17 protein-coding genes are annotated in these 16,693 nt (G+C 74.1%); 8 read left to right on the forward strand and 9 right to left on the reverse strand.

The window, feature by feature from the left end; all coding sequences use genetic code 11:
- Positions 1 to 39: 39 nt before the first annotated feature.
- The 4 genes from Mco01_RS18060 to Mco01_RS18075 are packed head-to-tail and all read right to left on the reverse strand — an operon-like array spanning position 40 to position 5,681.
- Positions 40 to 1,125: a type III PLP-dependent enzyme domain-containing protein gene (locus Mco01_RS18060; RefSeq protein WP_204058028.1), complete on the reverse strand. Its 1,086-nt coding sequence runs from the start codon at positions 1,123 to 1,125 to the stop codon at positions 40 to 42.
- 4 nt (positions 1,126 to 1,129) lie between these two features.
- Complete coding sequence (locus Mco01_RS18065) at positions 1,130 to 2,788, reverse strand: IucA/IucC family protein (RefSeq protein ID WP_204058029.1); 1,659 nt, start codon at positions 2,786 to 2,788, stop codon at positions 1,130 to 1,132.
- Positions 2,789 to 2,829: 41 nt separating this feature from the next.
- Positions 2,830 to 4,503: an IucA/IucC family protein gene (locus Mco01_RS18070; RefSeq protein WP_239103708.1), complete on the reverse strand. Its 1,674-nt coding sequence runs from the start codon at positions 4,501 to 4,503 to the stop codon at positions 2,830 to 2,832.
- Positions 4,500 to 5,681: an ATP-grasp domain-containing protein gene (locus tag Mco01_RS18075; RefSeq protein ID WP_204058030.1), complete on the reverse strand. Its 1,182-nt coding sequence runs from the start codon at positions 5,679 to 5,681 to the stop codon at positions 4,500 to 4,502. Before Mco01_RS18075 ends, Mco01_RS18070 begins: the two co-directional genes overlap by 4 nt.
- Positions 5,682 to 5,804: 123 nt before the next feature.
- On the opposite strand from Mco01_RS18075, the gene nudC reads away from it, so the two are divergent.
- A complete protein-coding gene (gene nudC, locus Mco01_RS18080) occupies positions 5,805 to 6,710 on the forward strand; it encodes an NAD(+) diphosphatase (RefSeq protein WP_204058031.1) in 906 nt (301 codons plus the stop codon).
- An 11-nt stretch (positions 6,711 to 6,721) separates the two neighbouring features.
- Here nudC and Mco01_RS18085 read toward each other — a convergent pair whose 3' ends face one another.
- Positions 6,722 to 6,961, reverse strand: a complete 240-nt coding sequence (locus Mco01_RS18085) for a mycoredoxin (protein WP_204058032.1) — start codon at positions 6,959 to 6,961, stop codon at positions 6,722 to 6,724.
- Positions 6,962 to 7,112: 151 nt separating this feature from the next.
- Positions 7,113 to 8,075 (reverse strand): alpha/beta hydrolase, encoded by a 963-nt coding sequence (locus tag Mco01_RS18090; RefSeq protein ID WP_239103709.1) that lies wholly within the window; start codon positions 8,073 to 8,075, stop codon positions 7,113 to 7,115.
- A gap of 127 nt (positions 8,076 to 8,202) precedes the next feature.
- On the opposite strand from Mco01_RS18090, the gene Mco01_RS18095 reads away from it, so the two are divergent.
- The 5 genes from Mco01_RS18095 to Mco01_RS18115 all read left to right on the forward strand — a co-directional run bounded on the left by Mco01_RS18095 (position 8,203) and on the right by Mco01_RS18115 (position 12,176).
- Positions 8,203 to 10,251 carry an ATP-dependent DNA helicase UvrD2 gene (locus tag Mco01_RS18095; RefSeq protein ID WP_239103710.1) on the forward strand — a complete coding sequence of 683 codons (2,049 nt, stop codon included), beginning with the start codon at positions 8,203 to 8,205 and terminating at the stop codon, positions 10,249 to 10,251.
- A 23-nt stretch (positions 10,252 to 10,274) separates the two neighbouring features.
- On the forward strand, positions 10,275 to 11,159 hold the full coding sequence (locus Mco01_RS18100) for an acyl-CoA thioesterase (protein ID WP_084370246.1): 885 nt from the start codon (positions 10,275 to 10,277) through the stop codon (positions 11,157 to 11,159).
- A 120-nt stretch (positions 11,160 to 11,279) separates the two neighbouring features.
- Positions 11,280 to 11,570 (forward strand): hypothetical protein, encoded by a 291-nt coding sequence (locus Mco01_RS18105; RefSeq protein WP_204058034.1) that lies wholly within the window; start codon positions 11,280 to 11,282, stop codon positions 11,568 to 11,570.
- 118 nt (positions 11,571 to 11,688) lie between these two features.
- On the forward strand, positions 11,689 to 11,952 hold the full coding sequence (locus Mco01_RS18110; RefSeq protein ID WP_030507395.1) for a WhiB family transcriptional regulator: 264 nt from the start codon (positions 11,689 to 11,691) through the stop codon (positions 11,950 to 11,952).
- A gap of 41 nt (positions 11,953 to 11,993) precedes the next feature.
- Positions 11,994 to 12,176, forward strand: coding sequence for a hypothetical protein (locus tag Mco01_RS18115; protein WP_204058035.1), 183 nt, complete (start codon positions 11,994 to 11,996; stop codon positions 12,174 to 12,176).
- Positions 12,177 to 12,313: 137 nt separating this feature from the next.
- Here the strand turns inward: Mco01_RS18115 and Mco01_RS18120 are convergent, their stop codons facing one another.
- The 3 genes from Mco01_RS18120 to Mco01_RS18130 form a co-directional block, all read right to left on the reverse strand.
- Positions 12,314 to 12,700, reverse strand: a complete 387-nt coding sequence (locus Mco01_RS18120; protein WP_204058036.1) for a VOC family protein — start codon at positions 12,698 to 12,700, stop codon at positions 12,314 to 12,316.
- Positions 12,701 to 12,734: 34 nt separating this feature from the next.
- On the reverse strand, positions 12,735 to 14,081 hold the full coding sequence (locus Mco01_RS18125) for an ABC1 kinase family protein (RefSeq protein WP_036332214.1): 1,347 nt from the start codon (positions 14,079 to 14,081) through the stop codon (positions 12,735 to 12,737).
- Between the two features lie 191 nt (positions 14,082 to 14,272).
- A complete protein-coding gene (locus Mco01_RS18130; protein ID WP_204058037.1) occupies positions 14,273 to 15,352 on the reverse strand; it encodes a ThiF family adenylyltransferase in 1,080 nt (359 codons plus the stop codon).
- 200 nt (positions 15,353 to 15,552) lie between these two features.
- Between Mco01_RS18130 and Mco01_RS18135 the strand changes: the two genes are divergently transcribed.
- Together Mco01_RS18135 and Mco01_RS18140 are read left to right on the forward strand one after the other, a co-directional pair.
- Entirely contained in the window at positions 15,553 to 16,068 is a 516-nt protein-coding gene (locus Mco01_RS18135; RefSeq protein WP_204058089.1) for a M48 metallopeptidase family protein, read from the forward strand.
- Complete coding sequence (locus tag Mco01_RS18140; RefSeq protein WP_204058038.1) at positions 16,065 to 16,640, forward strand: hypothetical protein; 576 nt, start codon at positions 16,065 to 16,067, stop codon at positions 16,638 to 16,640. Before Mco01_RS18135 ends, Mco01_RS18140 begins: the two co-directional genes overlap by 4 nt.
- The last annotated feature ends 53 nt before the right edge of the window (positions 16,641 to 16,693 follow it).

Here is a 16,693-nt window from a genome sequence, read left to right on the forward strand (position 1 = left end):
GATCTCCTCCGTGGAGGGGGAAAGGTCCTCCCGGTCGCGTCAGCGGAGATGGTGGAACGCCGGTTTCGGGTGCATCAGGAAGTCGTGGTGGGAGATGTTCCAGGCGTACGCCCCGGCCATCGCGAAGGCCACCACGTCGCCGACGCCGAGGGACGCCGGGACCTTCCGGGCGAAGACGTCCTTGGGCGTGCACAGCCGGCCCACGAGCGTGGTGGGCTCCGCGGGGGAGCCTCCGCCGAGGACCGCGAACGGCTGGTCGTGGCCCTTCGTCACCGGGGTCCGCAGGTGGTGGGTGCCGCCGGACAGGACGGCGAACCGCTCGCCGTGGACCCGCTTCACGTCGATGACCGTGGTCAGGTACCAGCCGCAGTAGGCGGTCAGGGCCCGGCCCGGCTCGATGCGCAGCGTCTCCCCGGGCCGCGCCCGCTCCCGCAGCCCGGCGCCGTAGGCGGCCCAGTCGAACCGCGCGTCCGGGTCGTCGTACGCGACCGCCATCCCGCCGCCCAGGTTGATCTCGGCGACGCCGAGGCCGCGGGCGTATGCCAGGACGGCGTCGGCGAGGGCGAGCAGGGCGGGCGCCGCGAGGCCACTCGCCAGATGGGCGTGGATCCCGCGGAGCCGTACAGACGAGGAGGCGAGCGAGGCGAGGCACTCGGCGACGCCGGCGGGGTCCATCCCGAACGGCGTGGCCCCGCCGCCCATGGCGAGCGAGGCCCCGGAGACCGGGACGTCGAGGTTGACCCGCAGCAGCACCTCGGCCGGTCCGGCGAGACGGCGCAGCTCGGCCGGGCTCTCCACGTGCCAGCGGTACGCGGACGGCGCCAGGGCCAGCTCGTCCGCCGTCTTCCCCGGGCCGCCGACGCTGACCGGCATGTCCGGCAGGACGGACCTGACGTGGGCGAACTCCCCGCCGGACGCCACCTCGAGCCCGTCCACGTGCGGCGCGAGCGTGTGGAGGACCTCGGGGTCGGGGTTGGCCTTCACGGCGTAGTGGATCTCCACGCCCTCGGTCGCGGCCCGTACGGCGGCCGCGTGGGCGTCGAGGGCGGCCAGGTCGTAGACGTACGCGGGGACGTCGCCGAGCGACCAGGCGACGGCCGCCACGCCCTCCGGGACCTCGATCATTCGCTCACACTCCACGGAAGGGGTTGTCCACGAGGACGTATCCGGCGTGCCGGTCGGCCGCCCTCGCCCACCGCACGCCGAGGTTGGCCTTCGCGGGCAGCGGCTCCCCGGCCAGCACGCGGGCGAGGGGCGCTGCCGGTCCGGGGGCGTGCTCTTCGGCGTACCGGGCGAGGACGTCCCGGGCGACCGCCCACAGCTCCCGCAGCAGGCGGTCCTCGTCGCCGCCCGCGGTCTCCGCGACGGTGGCGGCGGTCTCGGCCAGGGTGTTGACCATCAGGCAGTACGCGACCCGGTTCCAGGCCCGGCCGGGCTCGTACGCGAGTCCCTCGGCCACCCGGCGCGGCAGCCCGCCGAGGTCGTGGCGCCCGGCGACGAGCTTGGCGCCCTCCATGTCGCGGAACACCGCCTCGGCCGGCAGACCGCCGGGGTCGGTCCCGACCAGGACGTTCTGCAGGTGGGCCTCCAGCACGACGCCGTGGCGGAAGAACGCGTCGAGGACCGGGCGGGCCACCCGCTCGACGTACGCCCGCCACCAGCCGGTGGGGTCCGCCGCCCGCCGGGCCCGGACGGCCTCGGGCACCCCGTCGCCTCCGGGGGCGGCCAGCGCGGCGGCGAGGACCGGCGTGACGCCGGGCCCGCACACCTCCCACGGTCCCGTTCGGACGATGACCCCGAGGCCCTCCAGCAGGCGGGTGCCGAGCGCGGCCGACCGGTAGCCGGGCTCGGGCAGCCATCGGGTGCCGGGGAACCGGCGGGCCAGGCGGTCGAACACCGGCCCGAGCCGCCGGGTCAGCTCGACCGCGCCGGACAGCTCGTACCAGGCGTTCTTGCGCACGCAGTTGGTGATCCGCACGTCCAGGCTGAACTTAAGGCACGTCCCGGTCGCCGGGTCGTACACCGTCCGGACGGAGGAGGTGGGGACGACGGAGCCGGAGGTGGGCCCGAGGTCGAGCAGCCGCCCGTCGGCGAGCGGCGCGGCCAGGTCGGCCGCGAGCAGGTCCACCTGCCAGGGGTGCGCGGGCAGCGGCACGTACCCCGCCGGCACCGCCGCACCAAGCGCAGCACCGCCGAGCGCGCCCGCACCGAGCGCGGCCCCGTCGAGCCCGGACGTGTCGCCCTCCTCCGCCACGAGGTCGGCGCGCACGCCGAGCAGCCGCAGGGGGAACCGGGCGTGCACCTCGGGGGCGTACCGCTCCCAGTCGCGGCCGGACCGCGCCTTGGGGGAGGGGTGGAACGGGTGGCCGGTCACCAGCGCCTGCTCCGAGGCGAGCCACGGGTCGGCCGGAGCGGACGCCGGGTCGCGGGCGGCCAGGATGCGGGCGACCGCCTCCCTGCTGGCCTCCACCTGCTCCGCGAACTCGGCGTTGCCCGCGCCGCCCCCGGCGCGCAGGTCCTCGTGGACGAGGCCCGCGAGCGCCGCGGAGGTGAGGGGCGCCCAGGAGCCGTCCACGAGCCGTTCGGCCGGTCCCGCGGCCCGCAGCGCGATGCCGCCGCGCGCCCGCACGCGCACGAGCGTCCCGCCCAGGCGCAGCAGCAGGTACGGCCCGGCGGACCACGCGCGGCCGCCCGCCGCGCCGAGTTCGCGCAGGCAGCAGCGCAGCAGAGCGCCAAGCGTCGCCTCCTCGGCCTTGGCGGCGTGCGGGTCGAGCAGGAGGCTGTCCATCGGTCGAGATGCCCCTTCGCGCGGCGGAGAGGAGGAAGGCGTCACCAGCGGAGGTAGTTGGGGCCGGTCGTGCCGTAGAACTTGTTCACGTCCCGGGCGCCGGTCCGCTCCTTGTCGACGAGGGTGCCGGCGACCAGCATCGACTTGCCCACGAGGCGGGCCGCGTCCAGCGTCCTCGCCCGCAGCAGCCGGGCCGCCGGGTCGTCCCCGTACGGTTCCAGGGCGGCGGCGAGCGCCTCCCTGACCAGGCCGGGCGCGGCGCCGGGGACGGCGCCGTGCGCGACGGCCATGGCCGCCAGGTGGAGCGTGATGGTGACGAAGACGTCGGCGAGCGCATACGGGTCGTCGGTCAGCATGCGCTCGTCGGCGAAGTCGGGAACGGCGAGCCCGGCCCGGCGCAGCCGGTCGGGGGAGGCGAGCAGCCCGTCGCCGTCCTTCACGACCAGCCGCGGCGGGCCGTCCCCGAACAGCAGCGACAGGTTCTGCTGGTGGGCCTCCAGGGCGACGCCGTACTCGACGAACAGCGTGACGTTCCAGCGCATCAGGACGCCCAGGTAGTCGCGCAGCAGGGCCGTCACGTCGCCGCCGTGGACGCGGCCGGCGAGGTGTTCCAGCACGGTCACCCGGCGTCCCGGCGGCGACGGGAACTCCGCCAGGAGGGCCGCCACCGGCACGTTCTCGCCCTCCGGGAGGCGGCGGACCAGCCAGCCCAGGTACTCGTGTCCCGCGTGGCCGTACTCCTGCTCGCCCGCGAGGACGACCCGCGCCCCGGGTTCGCGGCGCAGGATCTCCCGGAGCAGCCGTTCGGCCAGGGCGCCGTCGCGCAGCGTCCCCGGCTTGATCGACCGCCGGTTGCGCAGGCCGAGCGTGCTCGTGGGCAGCGGCAGCTTCAGGTGGGTCCGCCCGTCGACCTCGACCGTCCGCATGGACAGTGTCGGCCGGACCGTCAGGTACGGCTTGGGGGCGGCCTCGGCCCACGACATCCTGTCCACCACCGGCACGGTGAGGGGGTGGACGGGGAAGAGCACGTGGGTCGCCGCCAGCCGCGGGGAGAGCCCGACGTCCCCCGGCTCCGGCCACCACTCGGGGAGACGCGGCTCGGACAGCGTCACCCGCTCGCGCGGCACGGCCGCCCAGGCCAGGTCGAACCGCGGGCCGAACTCGGGGGCGTGGGCGAGCAGGTCGTCTCCGGAGATCCCCAGGCGGCAGCGGCCGGTGGGGTAGATCGGGTGGTCGAGCCCGGCGGCCAGCGACTCGTAGAACACGCCGGAGGCGCCCCCGCCGGCCGTGGGCGGCCCGTCCTCGCGGAGCAGGCGGGCGGCGACCGCGTCCCGATGGGCGGCGTGCAGGCCGGCGGCGGCGAGGGCCTCCCGGCACTCGGCCGCGTACGCCGCCACCCCGGCCGCGTCGGCGGGGTCGGCGACCGCCTCCAGCGTCCGCAGCACCTCCTCCAGCCCGAGTGGCCCGGTCCCGGACCGCCCGCCCGCGGGCGGCTCTCCCAGAACGGGCCCTTCCTGAAGCGGCTCCGCCGGGACCGCGAAGTCCTGGAACGGGCTGCCCGTGACCGGCCGCACCCGGCGTCCCGAGGCGAGGACGAGCGCGACGCCGTCCTTGTCGTGGGTGAGACGGGACATGACGCCGCCGTAGTCCTCCCGGAGCAGCGCGTTCAGCACGCGGACCGCCAGGTGGTGCTCCCCGGCCGGCACCCGGGTCACGCGACCGTCCAGGGGTGGAGCCTCCCGAACGCCGTCACGGCCGCGTCGACGCTCGCCCGGCCGGGGCCGGTGGCGCGCACGATGCCGAGGAAGTCGCGGTTGGTGCCGGTGAGGTCGACCCGGTCGCCGGCGGCGCGCAGCGGGTGATGCCACAGCCGCACGCCGTCCCCCGCCCAGGGCTCGTCCCCGTTCGGCGCGATCTCGGGCGGGGCCGCGGTCACGACGCCCGAACGCCCGGCGACGACGGCCACCGATGCGCCGTGCCGCGTCCGGTCCCGGCGGACGGCGGGAGCGACGGGGAGGGGCTCCCCGGCGTGCACGCGGAGGATCCACTCGTGCACGGGGACGCCCGCCAGGTCGGCCAGCAGGAAGTCGCAGTCGTCGCCGATGAGGCGGTAGTTGATCTCGATGATGCGGGGGCCGTCCGGCGTGACGGCGTACTCGGTGTGGCAGGCGCCGAAGCCCGCCCCGATCGCCCGGAGCGCGGCCAGGACGTGGCGGACGTGCTCCTCCACCGGTGCGGGGTCCCAGTCGAGCCGCTCCTCGACGAAGTGCGGGAGCGGCCCCAGCGTGGTCCGGAAGCCGCCGAGCACCCGGACGCCCGACGCGTCGCCGAGCGTCTCCAGCGTGTGGACCGGGCCGTCCAGGAACTCCTCCGCGACCAGCACGTCGTCCGGGCGCCGGGTCCTGATGTCCGCGACCGCCGCGGCGAGGTCCGCCTCGCCGGCGGCCAGCACGACGTCCTCGCTGGCCACGCCCAGCGCGGGCTTCACCACCACCGGGTACGGCAGATCGGCGGGGAGGGGGGCGCCGGGCGCGAGCCGTACGGACCGGACGGGGTCCACGGCCGCGAGGGCGGCGCGCGCCAGGGCCTTGTTCTTGGCCGTGACGCAGGCCCGCCAGTCCTTCGCGGGCAGGCCGAAGTACGCCGCGGCGATGGCCGTCTCGGCCTGGAGGTGGTCGGAGTTGGAGAACACGGCGCCGGGCGGGTGGTGCGCGGCGACGGCCTCGATCACGGCGCGGGGGTTCCGCACGTCGACGGCGAGGGCCTCGTGGTCCGGGTAGTCGCCGGGCCGGTCGGTCAGGATCGTCACGTCCCAGCCCAGGGCCGCCGCGGCGGGAAGGAACCCGCCCGTCACCGAGGCGGTCGGGTTGAGCGCCGTGAGGTACAGCCGCAAACGTTCCTCCGAGGTAAGGCTAACCTAAGTCGCGCCATCCTATCCCCGTGGCCGGCCCTCGCGCCGGGGAATCCGCCCGGGGACCGGCGTTGTTCCCTGAGCCACCCGTGGAAGGATGACGCCGTGGAAATCTCGGACGGACTGCTCGGCCCTCTGCTCCTGGCGCGCAGCGCCATCGACCGTTCGGCGGGGTTGCGCGGCGACGAGGCGTGGCTGGAGCGGGCGTGGGCCGCGGAGAAGACGCGCGTCCTGCTGGTCCACGAGGGGCAGACGTTGATCCGCCGGTTCACCGACGGGGCCGCGCTGGTGCTGATGGCCCCCGCCGAGGCTCCCGAGGGCCCCCGCTACCTGCTCGGCGTCGACGACGACGGCGTGCCCTACTTCGCGGTCCGGGCGCCGCTGCCGCCCGGCGAGGCGGCGGGCCTCAGGAACGCGGCGGTCCTGCTCGACGACCGTGACGCCGGGCTGCTCGTCTACGCCGTGGCCCTGGAGGCGTGGCACGCGAGCCATGAGCACTGTCCCCGCTGCGGCACCCGTACGGAGATCACGGCCTCCGGCCACATGCGCGTCTGCCCCAGGGACGGCAGCCAGCACTTCCCCCGGGTCGACCCGGCGGTGATCATGCTGATCCACGACGACGACGACCGCGTCCTGCTGGCGCGCGGCCCGGAGTGGCCCGAGGGCCGCATGTCCGTCCTGGCCGGGTTCGTCGAGCCGGGGGAGTCGCTGGAGCACGCGGTGGTGCGCGAGGTCCTGGAGGAGGTCGGGGTCGCGGTCACCGCGCCCCGCTACATGGGCAGCCAGCCGTGGCCGTTCCCCCGCAGCCTGATGCTGGGGTTCGTGGCACGGGCCGCCACGACCGAGTTGCGCCCCGACCACGAGGAGATCGCCGAGGCGCGCTGGCTGTCGCGGGAGGAGCTCACCGCCCAGGTGGAGTCGGGGGAGCTTCGCCTGCCCGGCCAGGTCTCGATCGCCCGCAGGCTCATCGAGACCTGGTACGGGGGCCCGATCGCCGACCTCGACGGCTGACGCCGGGAGGCTCAGCAGGCGCCCTGGAGGTGGCGCTTGACCTCGGCGACGGACGGGTTGGTCATGGTGTGGCAGTCGGCCACCACGGTGGGCACGACCCGGTTGCCGTTGTTGACGCTCATGACGAACGCGGCCGCATCGGGGTCGCTCTCGACGTCGACCTCGCTGTAGGCGATGCCCTCGCGGGTCAGCTGGCTCTTGAGTCGCTTACAGGGACCGCACCAGGTCGCGGTGTAGACCGTGAGCGCCATGTTCGTTCCTTCCGTGCGCCGAGGCCGGTAATGCCGAGCAGTCCTGCAAACACCGCCTCCCCGCAGGGTGTTCCCGTACGGGACCCCTGTCATGTCGGGCGCCGACCCCACGCCCCGAGGCCCCCGGCCCCGGCCCGGCGCCCGCCGCGGCTCAGTGGCCGAGGCGGGCCACGATCCACGCGTCGACGGCCTCGGCCACGCCCCGCTCGCGGTAGAGCGGCGCGCTGTGCTGCACGCCCGGCATCGTCTTGATCGTCATGGGCACGCCCACCTCGGCGAGGGCCTGCTTGAGCGCCTCGCTCTCGTACGGCGGGACGAACTCGTTCTCCGAGTGGACGGTGAAGACCGGGGCGTCCCCGGGCGACGCGTGGAACGGCACCTCCATGCTCGACCACGTCTTCGGGCACTGGTCGGGCGTGCAGCCGCCGGCCAGCGCCACGGCGGCCGCGCGGAGCTTGCGCTGCTCCGCGCCGCCGACGCCCGGCTCGCCGTCGGCGTACGCCGCCAGGGGCGAGACCACGGGCGAGACCCCGACGATCCCGCGCAGGCCCGGCAGGCCGTCGCCGTACGTCCCGACGGCGGTGGCGATGTGCCCGCCGGCGGAGAAGCCGACCACCACGTAGCGGTCGGGGTCGGTGTTGAACAGCGCGGCGTGGCGGCGGACGGTGGTGATCGCGTCGAGGGCGTCGCTCCGCTGGGCCGGCCAGGGGGCGTCGCCGGAGAGCCGGTAGTCGATGTTCACGACCGTGTACCCGAGCTGGGAGTAGCTGCGGCTCACCTGCGTCATGTACTTCTTGTCGCCGCCGGACCACCAGCCGCCGTGGATCACGAAGACGGCCGGTCTGCGCGCGCCTTCGGTGTGCCACCAGACGTCCATGCGCTGCCGGGCGTGCGACCCGTACGCGAACGTCCTGATCCTGACGTCCGCCGTCGCGGACGCCGAGGCGCTCGGGGAGGGGCTCGCCGAGGGGGTGGGGGAGGCCGTCGCGCCCGGGGCCGGATCGGCGTGCATGGCCGCGACGGCCGTGGTGGCGCCCGCGCTCCCCGGGGCGGCCACGACGGCCGCGAGCGCCAGCGCCCCGACCCCCAACGCCGCCCTCACCGCTGTGGTCACGGCTGTCCTCACGGCTCCGTTCCTCCCCGATGTCGCCGTCGCGCCGACCGTCCCCGGGACAGGTCCCGTCGGCTGCTGGAAGGATGATGCCAGTAATGTCCTCCGCATCGCATGTTGGGAGCACCCCTTGGACGTCCTGGAGGGTCTGGATCCCGAGCAGCGCGAGGTCGCCCAGGCGGTGCGCGGCCCGGTCTGCGTGCTGGCCGGCGCGGGCACCGGCAAGACGCGGGCCATCACCCACCGGATCGCCTACGCCGTCCAGACCGGGGTGGTCGAGCCGCAGGGCGTGCTCGCCGTGACCTTCACCACGCGCGCGGCCGCCGAGCTCAAGCAGCGGCTGCGCCGTCTCGGGGCGTCCGGCGTGCAGGCCCGCACCTTCCACGCGGCGGCCCTGCGGCAGCTCAGCTACTTCTGGCCGCGCGTCATCGGCGGCGACACCCCGCAGGTCGTGGAGTCGAAGCTGCCGCTGCTCGTCGAGGCGTGCCGCCGCATGCGCAGGAACCCCGACCGGGGCGAGCTGCGCGACGTGGCGAGCGAGATCGAGTGGGCCAAGGTCACCCAGGTAGGCCCGGAGGACTACCCGGCCGCCGCGGTCAAGGCCCGGCGCACCCCTCCCATCGCGCCGGAGGAGGTGGCCCGGCTGTACGAGGGGTACGAGGCGCTGCGCCGCCAGCGCAACCTCATCGACTTCGAGACCATCCTGGAGCTCACGGCCGCCGTGATGACCGAGCACCGGGAGGTCGCCGGCCAGATCCGCCAGCAGTACCGCTACTTCGTGGTCGACGAGTTCCAGGACGTCAACCCGCTGCAGAAGCTGCTGCTCGACACCTGGCTCGGCGGGCGCGACGACCTGTGCGTGGTGGGCGACCCCAACCAGACGATCTACTCGTTCACCGGCGCCACCCCCCATTACCTGACCAACTTCGCGGTCGAGCACCCCTCGGCCGCCGTGATCCGCCTCGTGCGCGACTACCGCTCGACGCCGCAGGTCGTCACGATGGCCAACCGGATCATGGCCCGCTCGCCGCACCGGCTCGAGCTCGTCGCCCAGCGGCCTGCCGGTCCCGAGCCCGTCTTCACCGAGTACGACGACGAGGGCGCCGAGGCGCTCGGGGTCGCGCTGACGGTCAAGAAGCTGATGGCCGACGGCGTCCCGGCCCGGGAGATCGCCGTGCTGTTCCGCGTCAACGCCCAGTCGGAGGCGTACGAGCAGGCGTTCGCGGACGCGGGCGTGTCGTACCAGCTGCGCGGGGCGGAGCGCTTCTTCGAGCGGCCCGAGGTGCGCCAGGCCGTGGTGCTGCTGCGCGGGGCCGCGCGGGCGGCCGACGAGGGGGAGCCGCTGGCCCCCGCCGTCCACGCGATCCTGTCCGGGATCGGGCTCACCCCCGAGCCGCCGGGCGGCGGCAAGGCCAGGGAGAAGTGGGAGTCCCTGCGCGCCCTCGCCGAGCTGGCCGAGGACATGGCCTCCGAGGGCGGCACGCTCGGCGGCTTCGTGGCCGAGCTGGAGCGGCGGGCGAGCGAGCAGCACGCGCCGCCCGTCGAGGGCGTCACGCTCGCCTCGCTGCACGCGGCCAAGGGCCTGGAGTGGGACGCCGTCTTCCTCGTCGGCCTCACCGACGGCATGGTCCCGATCGTGTACGCCGAGACGCCCGACCAGGTCGAGGAGGAGCGCCGCCTGCTGTACGTGGGCGTCACCCGGGCGCGCGAGCACCTCCACCTGTCCTGGGCGCTGGCCCGCTCGCCGGGCGGCCGCCGGGCCCGCCGGCCGTCGCGGTTCCTCGACGGGCTGTCGCACCGCACGACCGGCGTCGCGAGGCCCGAGCGGACCGCCGCACGGGGGAAGAAGCCGGCCGCGCCGCTCCACTGCCGGATCTGCGGCAAGACGCTCGCGGTCGCCGCGGAGCAGAAGCTGGGCCGCTGCGCGACCTGCCCGGCGGACTACGACGAGGCGCTGCTGGAGCGGCTCAGGGCGTGGCGGACGGGGGCCGCCAAGGAGGCCAAGGTGCCGGCGTACGTCGTGTTCACCGACGTGACCCTGCAGGCGATCGCGGAACGGGTGCCGACCTCGGAGGAGGACCTGCTCGCGATCGCCGGCATCGGACGCGTCAAACTTGAGCGGTACGGCGACGCGGTGCTCGAGCTGTGCCGCGGCGCCGATAGTGTTACCGGCGAGTAATATCCCCGTTGTTGGAGGCCCCCGTGAACTCGGCTCTCAAGGAGCTGCTGGACTTGCTCGACCTGGAGCAGATCGAGCTCGACATCTTCCGGGGGCGCAGCCCCGAGGAGCGCATCCAGCGGGTCTTCGGCGGCCAGGTCGCGGCCCAGGCGCTGGTCGCCGCCGGTCGCACGGTCCCCGGCGACCGGATGGTCCACTCGCTGCACGCCTACTTCATCCGGCCCGGCGACCCGGCCGTGCCGATCATCTACAACGTCGACCGCGTGCGCGACGGGCGCTCGTTCACGACCCGGCGCATCACCGCCATCCAGCACGGCAAGGCGATCTTCTCGATGTCGGCGTCGTTCCACATCCACGAGGAGGGCGTCAGCCACCAGGCGGCCGTCATGCCCGCCGTCCCCGAGCCGGAGACCCTGCCGACCTTCCAGCAGCGCATGCTCACCGCGCTGGGGGACGAGCCGGCGCTGCGCGAGTGGCTGTCGCGGCCCCGGCCGGTCGACTCGCGTTATGTGAACGCGCTGCCGTGGGAGGCGTACCGCGACCCGAGCCTGATCAGCCCGGAGAACCACGTCTGGTTCCGGTACGACGCCGACCTGCCCGACGACCCGCTGCTGCACATCGTGCTCGCGGCCTACGCGTCGGACTTCACGCTGGTCGACACCGTGCTGCTCGCGCACGGCATGGCCTGGGGCGCGTCCAACGTGACCGGGGCGTCGCTCGACCACGCGATGTGGTTCCACCGGCCGTTCCGGGCCGACGAATGGCTGCTGTACGCCCAGGAGTCGCCGTGGTCGGGGAACGCCCGCGGGCTGGCGCGCGGGCAGATGTTCACGGCCTCCGGGCAACTGGCGGTGTCGGTGGTTCAGGAGTGCATGATCCGGGTGAGCGACGGTGTCACGAAGTCGTGAAAATCGCAGGTAGAAAATAGGTTGCCCACCCTGCCGCCGCACGTTTAGGGTCTTGACCAAGCCGGTCGGACGGTCCCGTCCGACCATCGAGAGGAATCGGAGGTGAGTCCAGTGAGGAACATGACCACGATCACGTTTGCCACGCCGTGGCTCGCTTCCGCATGCCCGGTCGCCGCCGTCGCGCAGGTGAAACTGCCGATCGCCGACGCCGCCATCCGTGCCGATGTCCCGTCCCTGACGGGGCGCGGTTCGGCCTTCGCCGGCGCCATGGCCGGCGTGGCCGGCCACGGCACGCCCGCCTACCTCCCGGTCCGTACGGACCGGCCGGTGAGCGATGAGCAGACCAACCGCACCGCCAATGGCGGAGTGCAGGGTCCGCGTTACGCCTGGAGAGAACCAGTCACAACCTGACCGGTCACCTCTTCCAGGCCGCGGATCCGCACAGGATCCGCGGCCTTCTTTTTTGTCGGCCACGAATCCACCCGCCACGAGGACAACCAGACCAGACCCAATCGAAGAGGTGACGCAGATGGCGGCCCCGGTCATGGACCTGATCGAAGCCGAAATCCCCTGCCGTACCGAGCCCGACCTGTGGTTCGCCGAGTCTCCCGAGGACGTGGAGTTCGCCAAGGCGCTCTGCGGAGGCTGCCCGATCCAGAAGGCCTGCCTGGCCCGCGCGCTGGAGCGCGAGGAGCCATGGGGCGTCTGGGGCGGCGAGCTGATCCTGCGGGGGGTCGTCGTTCCCCGCAAGCGGCCGAGGGGGCGCCCGCGCAAGTCCCCCGTCGCTGCCTGAACCACCGTACGAACAGCATCAATCCGGAAGGACCTACTCAGATGAACATCTCCCCGGCTACCTCCCTGTATCTGCATCAAGAACTGGTCCACGAGCGAATACGAACCCTCCACCGGGAGGCGGAGGAGGAGCGGATCGCCAGCAGGGTCAGGAGCGTGCGCAAGGCGCGCCGGCAGGCCGAGCGCGCCGCCGCGCGCCTGAGCTCCGCGCTGTCGCGCATCTGACACCCGCTCACGACCGGTGACCTCGATCAGGCGGGACGGCCTGACCTCCGCGAGGCTCGCGGACGAGTGAACGACGAAGGCCCGGGCCTGATGGCCCGGGCCTTCTCCGTGTTGTGGGGTCGTCCGGTTGTTTTCCGTCAGGGGCGCAGCACGCAGAACTCGTTGCCCTCCGGGTCGGCGAGCGTCACCCAGTGGTCGTACGTGCCCAGTTCCCGCGCCCCCAGGGCGGTCAGCCGGGCGATCTCGGCGTGGAGGTCGTCGCAGGCCACGTCGATGTGGACGCGGTTCTTGCCGGTCTTGCCCTCCGGCACCCGCTGGAACCAGATGCGGGGGGTGACGCCGGGGCCCGCCTCCACCAGCACGGTCGGGTCGTCCTCGGGGTCGTCGATCCCGGCGGCGCGCAGCCGTTCCAGCTCGGCGTCGTCGTACGGGGCGACCTGGTAGCCGTCCAGCGCGGCCGCCCAGAAACGGGCGAGCGACGCGGGGTGCCCGCAGTCGATCACGATGTCCTTGATCCTGGCCATGGCCTCATGCTGCCCCGCCGGGATCACGCCGTCGTCACACCAGGGCGAGGGTGCTGCCCTCCGGGTCGCCCGGGTCGTCGTCGGCGAAGCCGGGCACCCAGCGGACGACCTCGTCGCGGAACCGGGCCGTCGCCCCGAGCTGGCAGAGCACGCCCACGCCGGCGGCGTGGACCCGGTGGACCAGCACGTACGACGCGGGGAGGTTGAGCTGGCGCACCACGTTGGTGGGCCGCAGGTCGGCGGCGGTCGCCGCCTGCTGCCGCAGCCACTCCCGGCTGAAGGTGAACTCCTCCACCCGCGTCGGCTCGACGTACGGCGCGAGGAACGCGCGGAGGGCGTCGGCGTCGACCTCGATGTGCGGGCGGATGAACCCCTCCTCGCGCAGCCCCCGCACCACGGCCTCCATGTCGCCCTGGTTGAAGATCCGGGTCAGCGTGCCGAAGACGACGGGGTAGCCGTCGGGCAGCCGGTTGACGGCGCCGAAGTCGAGCACGCCGAGCCGGCCGTCCTCCATGACGCGGAAGTTGCCGGGGTGGGGGTCGGCGTGCAGCATGCCCACCCGGGCCGGGGAGCTGAACAGGAACCGGACGAGCTGCAGTCCGGCCCGGTTGCGCTCCTCCTGAGTGCCGTCGGTGATGATCCGGGACAGCGGGGTGCCGGTCATCCACTCGCTGACCAGGATCTGCTCGTTGGCGGCGATCACGTCGGGCACGTGGAAGTCGGGGTCGTCCCGGAACTCCTGGGCGAAGGCGTGCTGGGCCTCGGCCTCCTTCAGGTAGTCGAGCTCCTCGGCCACCCGCTCCTTGAGCTCGGCGAGGACCGGCTTGATGTCGAGGCCCGGCAGCATCGCCCCGAACAGCTTGCCGAGCCGCGCGAGCTGGTTGAAGTCAGCGATCAGCGCCTTGCCGGCGCCCGGGTACTGGATCTTCACGGCCACCGGGCGGCCGTCGTGCCAGACCGCGCGGTGGACCTGACCGATGGACGCGGCGGCCGTGGGAGCGTCGTCGAACTCCCGGAAGTTCTCCCGCCAGTCGTCGCCGAGCTGCTCGGCGAGGACCCGGTGGACGGTCGCCGCCGGCAGCGGCGGCGCGGCGTCCTGCAGCCGGGTCAGTGTGGCGCGGTACGGGCCGGCGATCTCGGGAGGCAGCGCGGCCTCGAAGATCGACAACGCCTGGCCGAGCTTCATGGCGCCGCCCTTGAGCTCGCCGAGGACCTTGAAGATCTGGTCGGCCGTCCGCTGCTGGATCTCCTGGGCCACCCGCTCCGCCGGAGCGCCCCCGAGCCGTCTGCCCAGCCCGAGCGCGGTGCGGCCGGCGAACCCCAGGGGGAGCGTGGCGAGCTTGGCCGAGCGGGTCACGGCACGGTGGGGAAGGTCACTCACCTCCCCATTGTCGGCGATGACGAGTGCTTTCGACCACAATTTCCGTTCGTCTTGACTTGAGGAGGGCGGACAAACGGAGGTCGTCCGGGGAATCCCGCCTCCTCCGCCTCACCGGCAGCACAGCTCACGCGGCCTCCGCTCTCGATCACGCGGCTTCGGTCACCGGCCTCCGCTCCTGTCCGTTCTCGGGGTCACGCGGCTTCGGCTTCGGGCGCCGGGGGAAGACCGGCGCGGGAGGCGGCGCGGCAGTCGCACTCGGGGTGCGGCTGCCAGGTGCGGCGGCGCCAGTGCCAGCCGGGGGCCACGTCCCATGTGCTGCCCGGCACCTCGCCGCGGTCGAGGTAGTCGAGCGCGTGGGCCGCGGCCTGGGCGGCGACCAGCGACGCGAGCGCGACGTCGCACGCGATCTCGCCCGGCGGGTAGCCGCCGAGCCGCGCGACCACAGCCGGCCAGGACGGGTCGCGGTCGCGGCGGACCAGGTCGAGGCACCGCAGGCAGGGCGTGACCCCCGGGACGACGAGCGGGCCGGCGCAGCCGTGCCCCTCGAACGCGGCCGCCAGCAGATGGGGGACGCCCCCCGTGACCAGGTCGCGGACGAGGACCGGGTCGAGTGGGCCGACGGGGGCCAGGACCACGAGGTCGGGCCCGGGCGCGTGATCCCCCAGCCGGGACGCCGAGCGGCCCGGCCACGCGGTGATCCCCGGCGCGATCTCCCGAAGGAGCGCGACGGCGGCGTCCTCCCGCGACCCGCCGAGCGCCACCCGGCCGAGGCCACCGGGCGCGAGATCCTCCGGCCGGGCGGCGCCGGGGTCGACGACGCACACATGGCCGACGCCCGCGGCGGCGAACAATGCGGCCACCTGCGCGCCGACCCGCCCCGCGCCGTAGATCCGGACCCGTCCGGCGCGCCTGGCGGCCATGGCCCGCATGCCGCCGTCGGACGAGGTGAGGGACAGCCGCGCGAGGTCGGGCCGGAGCCGGTCGCGCTCGGCGACGGTCAGCCCGGCGAGGGCGTCGGGCCGGACGGCTGCGTCCTCGATCAGGCCGCGCTCGGCGAGCCGGTCGACCACCTCGCGGGCCGACCCCTCGTCGAGGCCGCCCTCGGCCGCGGCCTGCCGGAGCGTCCGCGTGCCGTCGAGGCCGTCGATCAGGCGCCGTACGGGCGGCTCGACGTCGATGAGCACGACGGCGCGGAGCGGGTGGACGCCGAACTGGAGGGTGCGGCCGTCGCGCTCGACGCGCCGCAGGGCGGGCTTCACACGGGGTCTCATAGTCGCCAGACCTTGTCACAGCCAGGGCCGCCCGGGATTGGAAACCATCGGGGCTGTGGATAATTACCGGGGTGTTCGTTGCCGCTGAACAACCGGAATCGCGACGTTTTCACGCCCGCAAGGTCATGTTCGCCCGATTGACCAGGGAGAACGTGTATCACCCCCTGTGGAATTCGGCGCGTGTCGGCTACCTTTCATATGTGCCCCCCGAGACAGTCGAGGTTCGTCGGAGCGCACGACGGCGGCGAACCGTTTCCGCGTACCGCGATGGCGACAAAACCATCGTGTTGCTTCCGGCTGGTCTGAGCACGACCGACGAGGAGCAGTGGGTGCGCCGCATGCTCGACCGCCTCGCGGCCAAGGAGCAGCGAAAACGCCCCAGCGACGACGATTTGCTCGACCGGGCGATGGAGCTGTCGGCGCGCTACCTGGACGGACGGGCCATCCCGACGAGCGTGCGCTGGGTGGAGAACCAGTTGCACCGCTGGGGATCCTGCACGCCCGACCACGGCACGATCAGGCTGTCGGCCCGGCTGCGGGGCATGCCCGCCTGGGTCGTAGATTACGTGATCATGCATGAGCTGGTCCACCTGCTCGTCCCGAGTCACGGCCCCCGGTTCTGGGCCCTCGTCGAGCGCTACCCGCGCGCGGAACGTGCCAGGGGATTCCTCGAGGGCTACTCGATGGCGGCCAACGGCTCGACGGAGGAGTGTTGAGCCGTGTCGCCGCGGTCCTGGTCTCGGCCGGGATGGCCGGCGGCGCGCCTCCGGGCGTCGACCCCGGCGAATTCCTCCTGGCCGTCGCCGAGGACACCTACGAGATGGTCGCCGGGCTGGAGCTGGTCCGGCCGGTGATCCTCTCCGTGGGCGTCCCGGGGCTCGACGAGATCGCCTGGCCGGGCACGCCGGTGATCGAGATCGGCTCCCCGGCCGACGCCTTCGCCGCCCTGCCGTCCGCCGACGAGGGGGTGGTGGTCAGCGGCGACGCCCCCGACCTGCCGCCGCTGCTGATCGGCAAGCTGTTCCGCGAGCTCGGCCGCGCGCCGGTCGCCGTCTGCCCCGCCGAGGGCGGTGGAGCCGCCGCCGTCGCGGCCCGGCTGCCGCTGCCCGGCTGGGCCACGCCCGACTTCGACGAGCCCGACCTCGTCGGGACGCTCCGCGGCCGGGCCCCCGGGCGCCGCATGGTCGCCACCGGTCCCGGCTGGCACCGCCTCCGCGCTCCGGCGGACGTCGCCCGGCTCGACCTCGGCCTGGAGGGCTGGGACAACACCCGCGCCCTGCTCACCTGACACGACGCCGTCGATCAGGCGCCGTACGGGCGGCTCGACTCGGACCGGACGCG

It is taken from the genome of Microbispora corallina (assembly GCF_016863035.1).
GTDB classification, from domain to species: domain Bacteria; phylum Actinomycetota; class Actinomycetes; order Streptosporangiales; family Streptosporangiaceae; genus Microbispora; species Microbispora corallina.

Coding starts and splice junctions, on each gene's coding strand:
- Mco01_RS18060 (WP_204058028.1), bottom strand. CDS start 1,125: ATGATCGAGGTCCCGGAGGGCGTGGCGGCCGTCGCCTGGTCGCTCGGC.
- Mco01_RS18065 (WP_204058029.1), bottom strand. CDS start 2,788: ATGGACAGCCTCCTGCTCGACCCGCACGCCGCCAAGGCCGAGGAGGCG.
- Mco01_RS18085 (WP_204058032.1), bottom strand. CDS start 6,961: ATGGCGCTCACGGTCTACACCGCGACCTGGTGCGGTCCCTGTAAGCGA.
- Mco01_RS18105 (WP_204058034.1), top strand. CDS start 11,280: ATGACCACGATCACGTTTGCCACGCCGTGGCTCGCTTCCGCATGCCCG.
- Mco01_RS18110 (WP_030507395.1), top strand. CDS start 11,689: ATGGCGGCCCCGGTCATGGACCTGATCGAAGCCGAAATCCCCTGCCGT.
- Mco01_RS18115 (WP_204058035.1), top strand. CDS start 11,994: ATGAACATCTCCCCGGCTACCTCCCTGTATCTGCATCAAGAACTGGTC.
- Mco01_RS18120 (WP_204058036.1), bottom strand. CDS start 12,700: ATGGCCAGGATCAAGGACATCGTGATCGACTGCGGGCACCCCGCGTCG.
- Mco01_RS18130 (WP_204058037.1), bottom strand. CDS start 15,352: ATGAGACCCCGTGTGAAGCCCGCCCTGCGGCGCGTCGAGCGCGACGGC.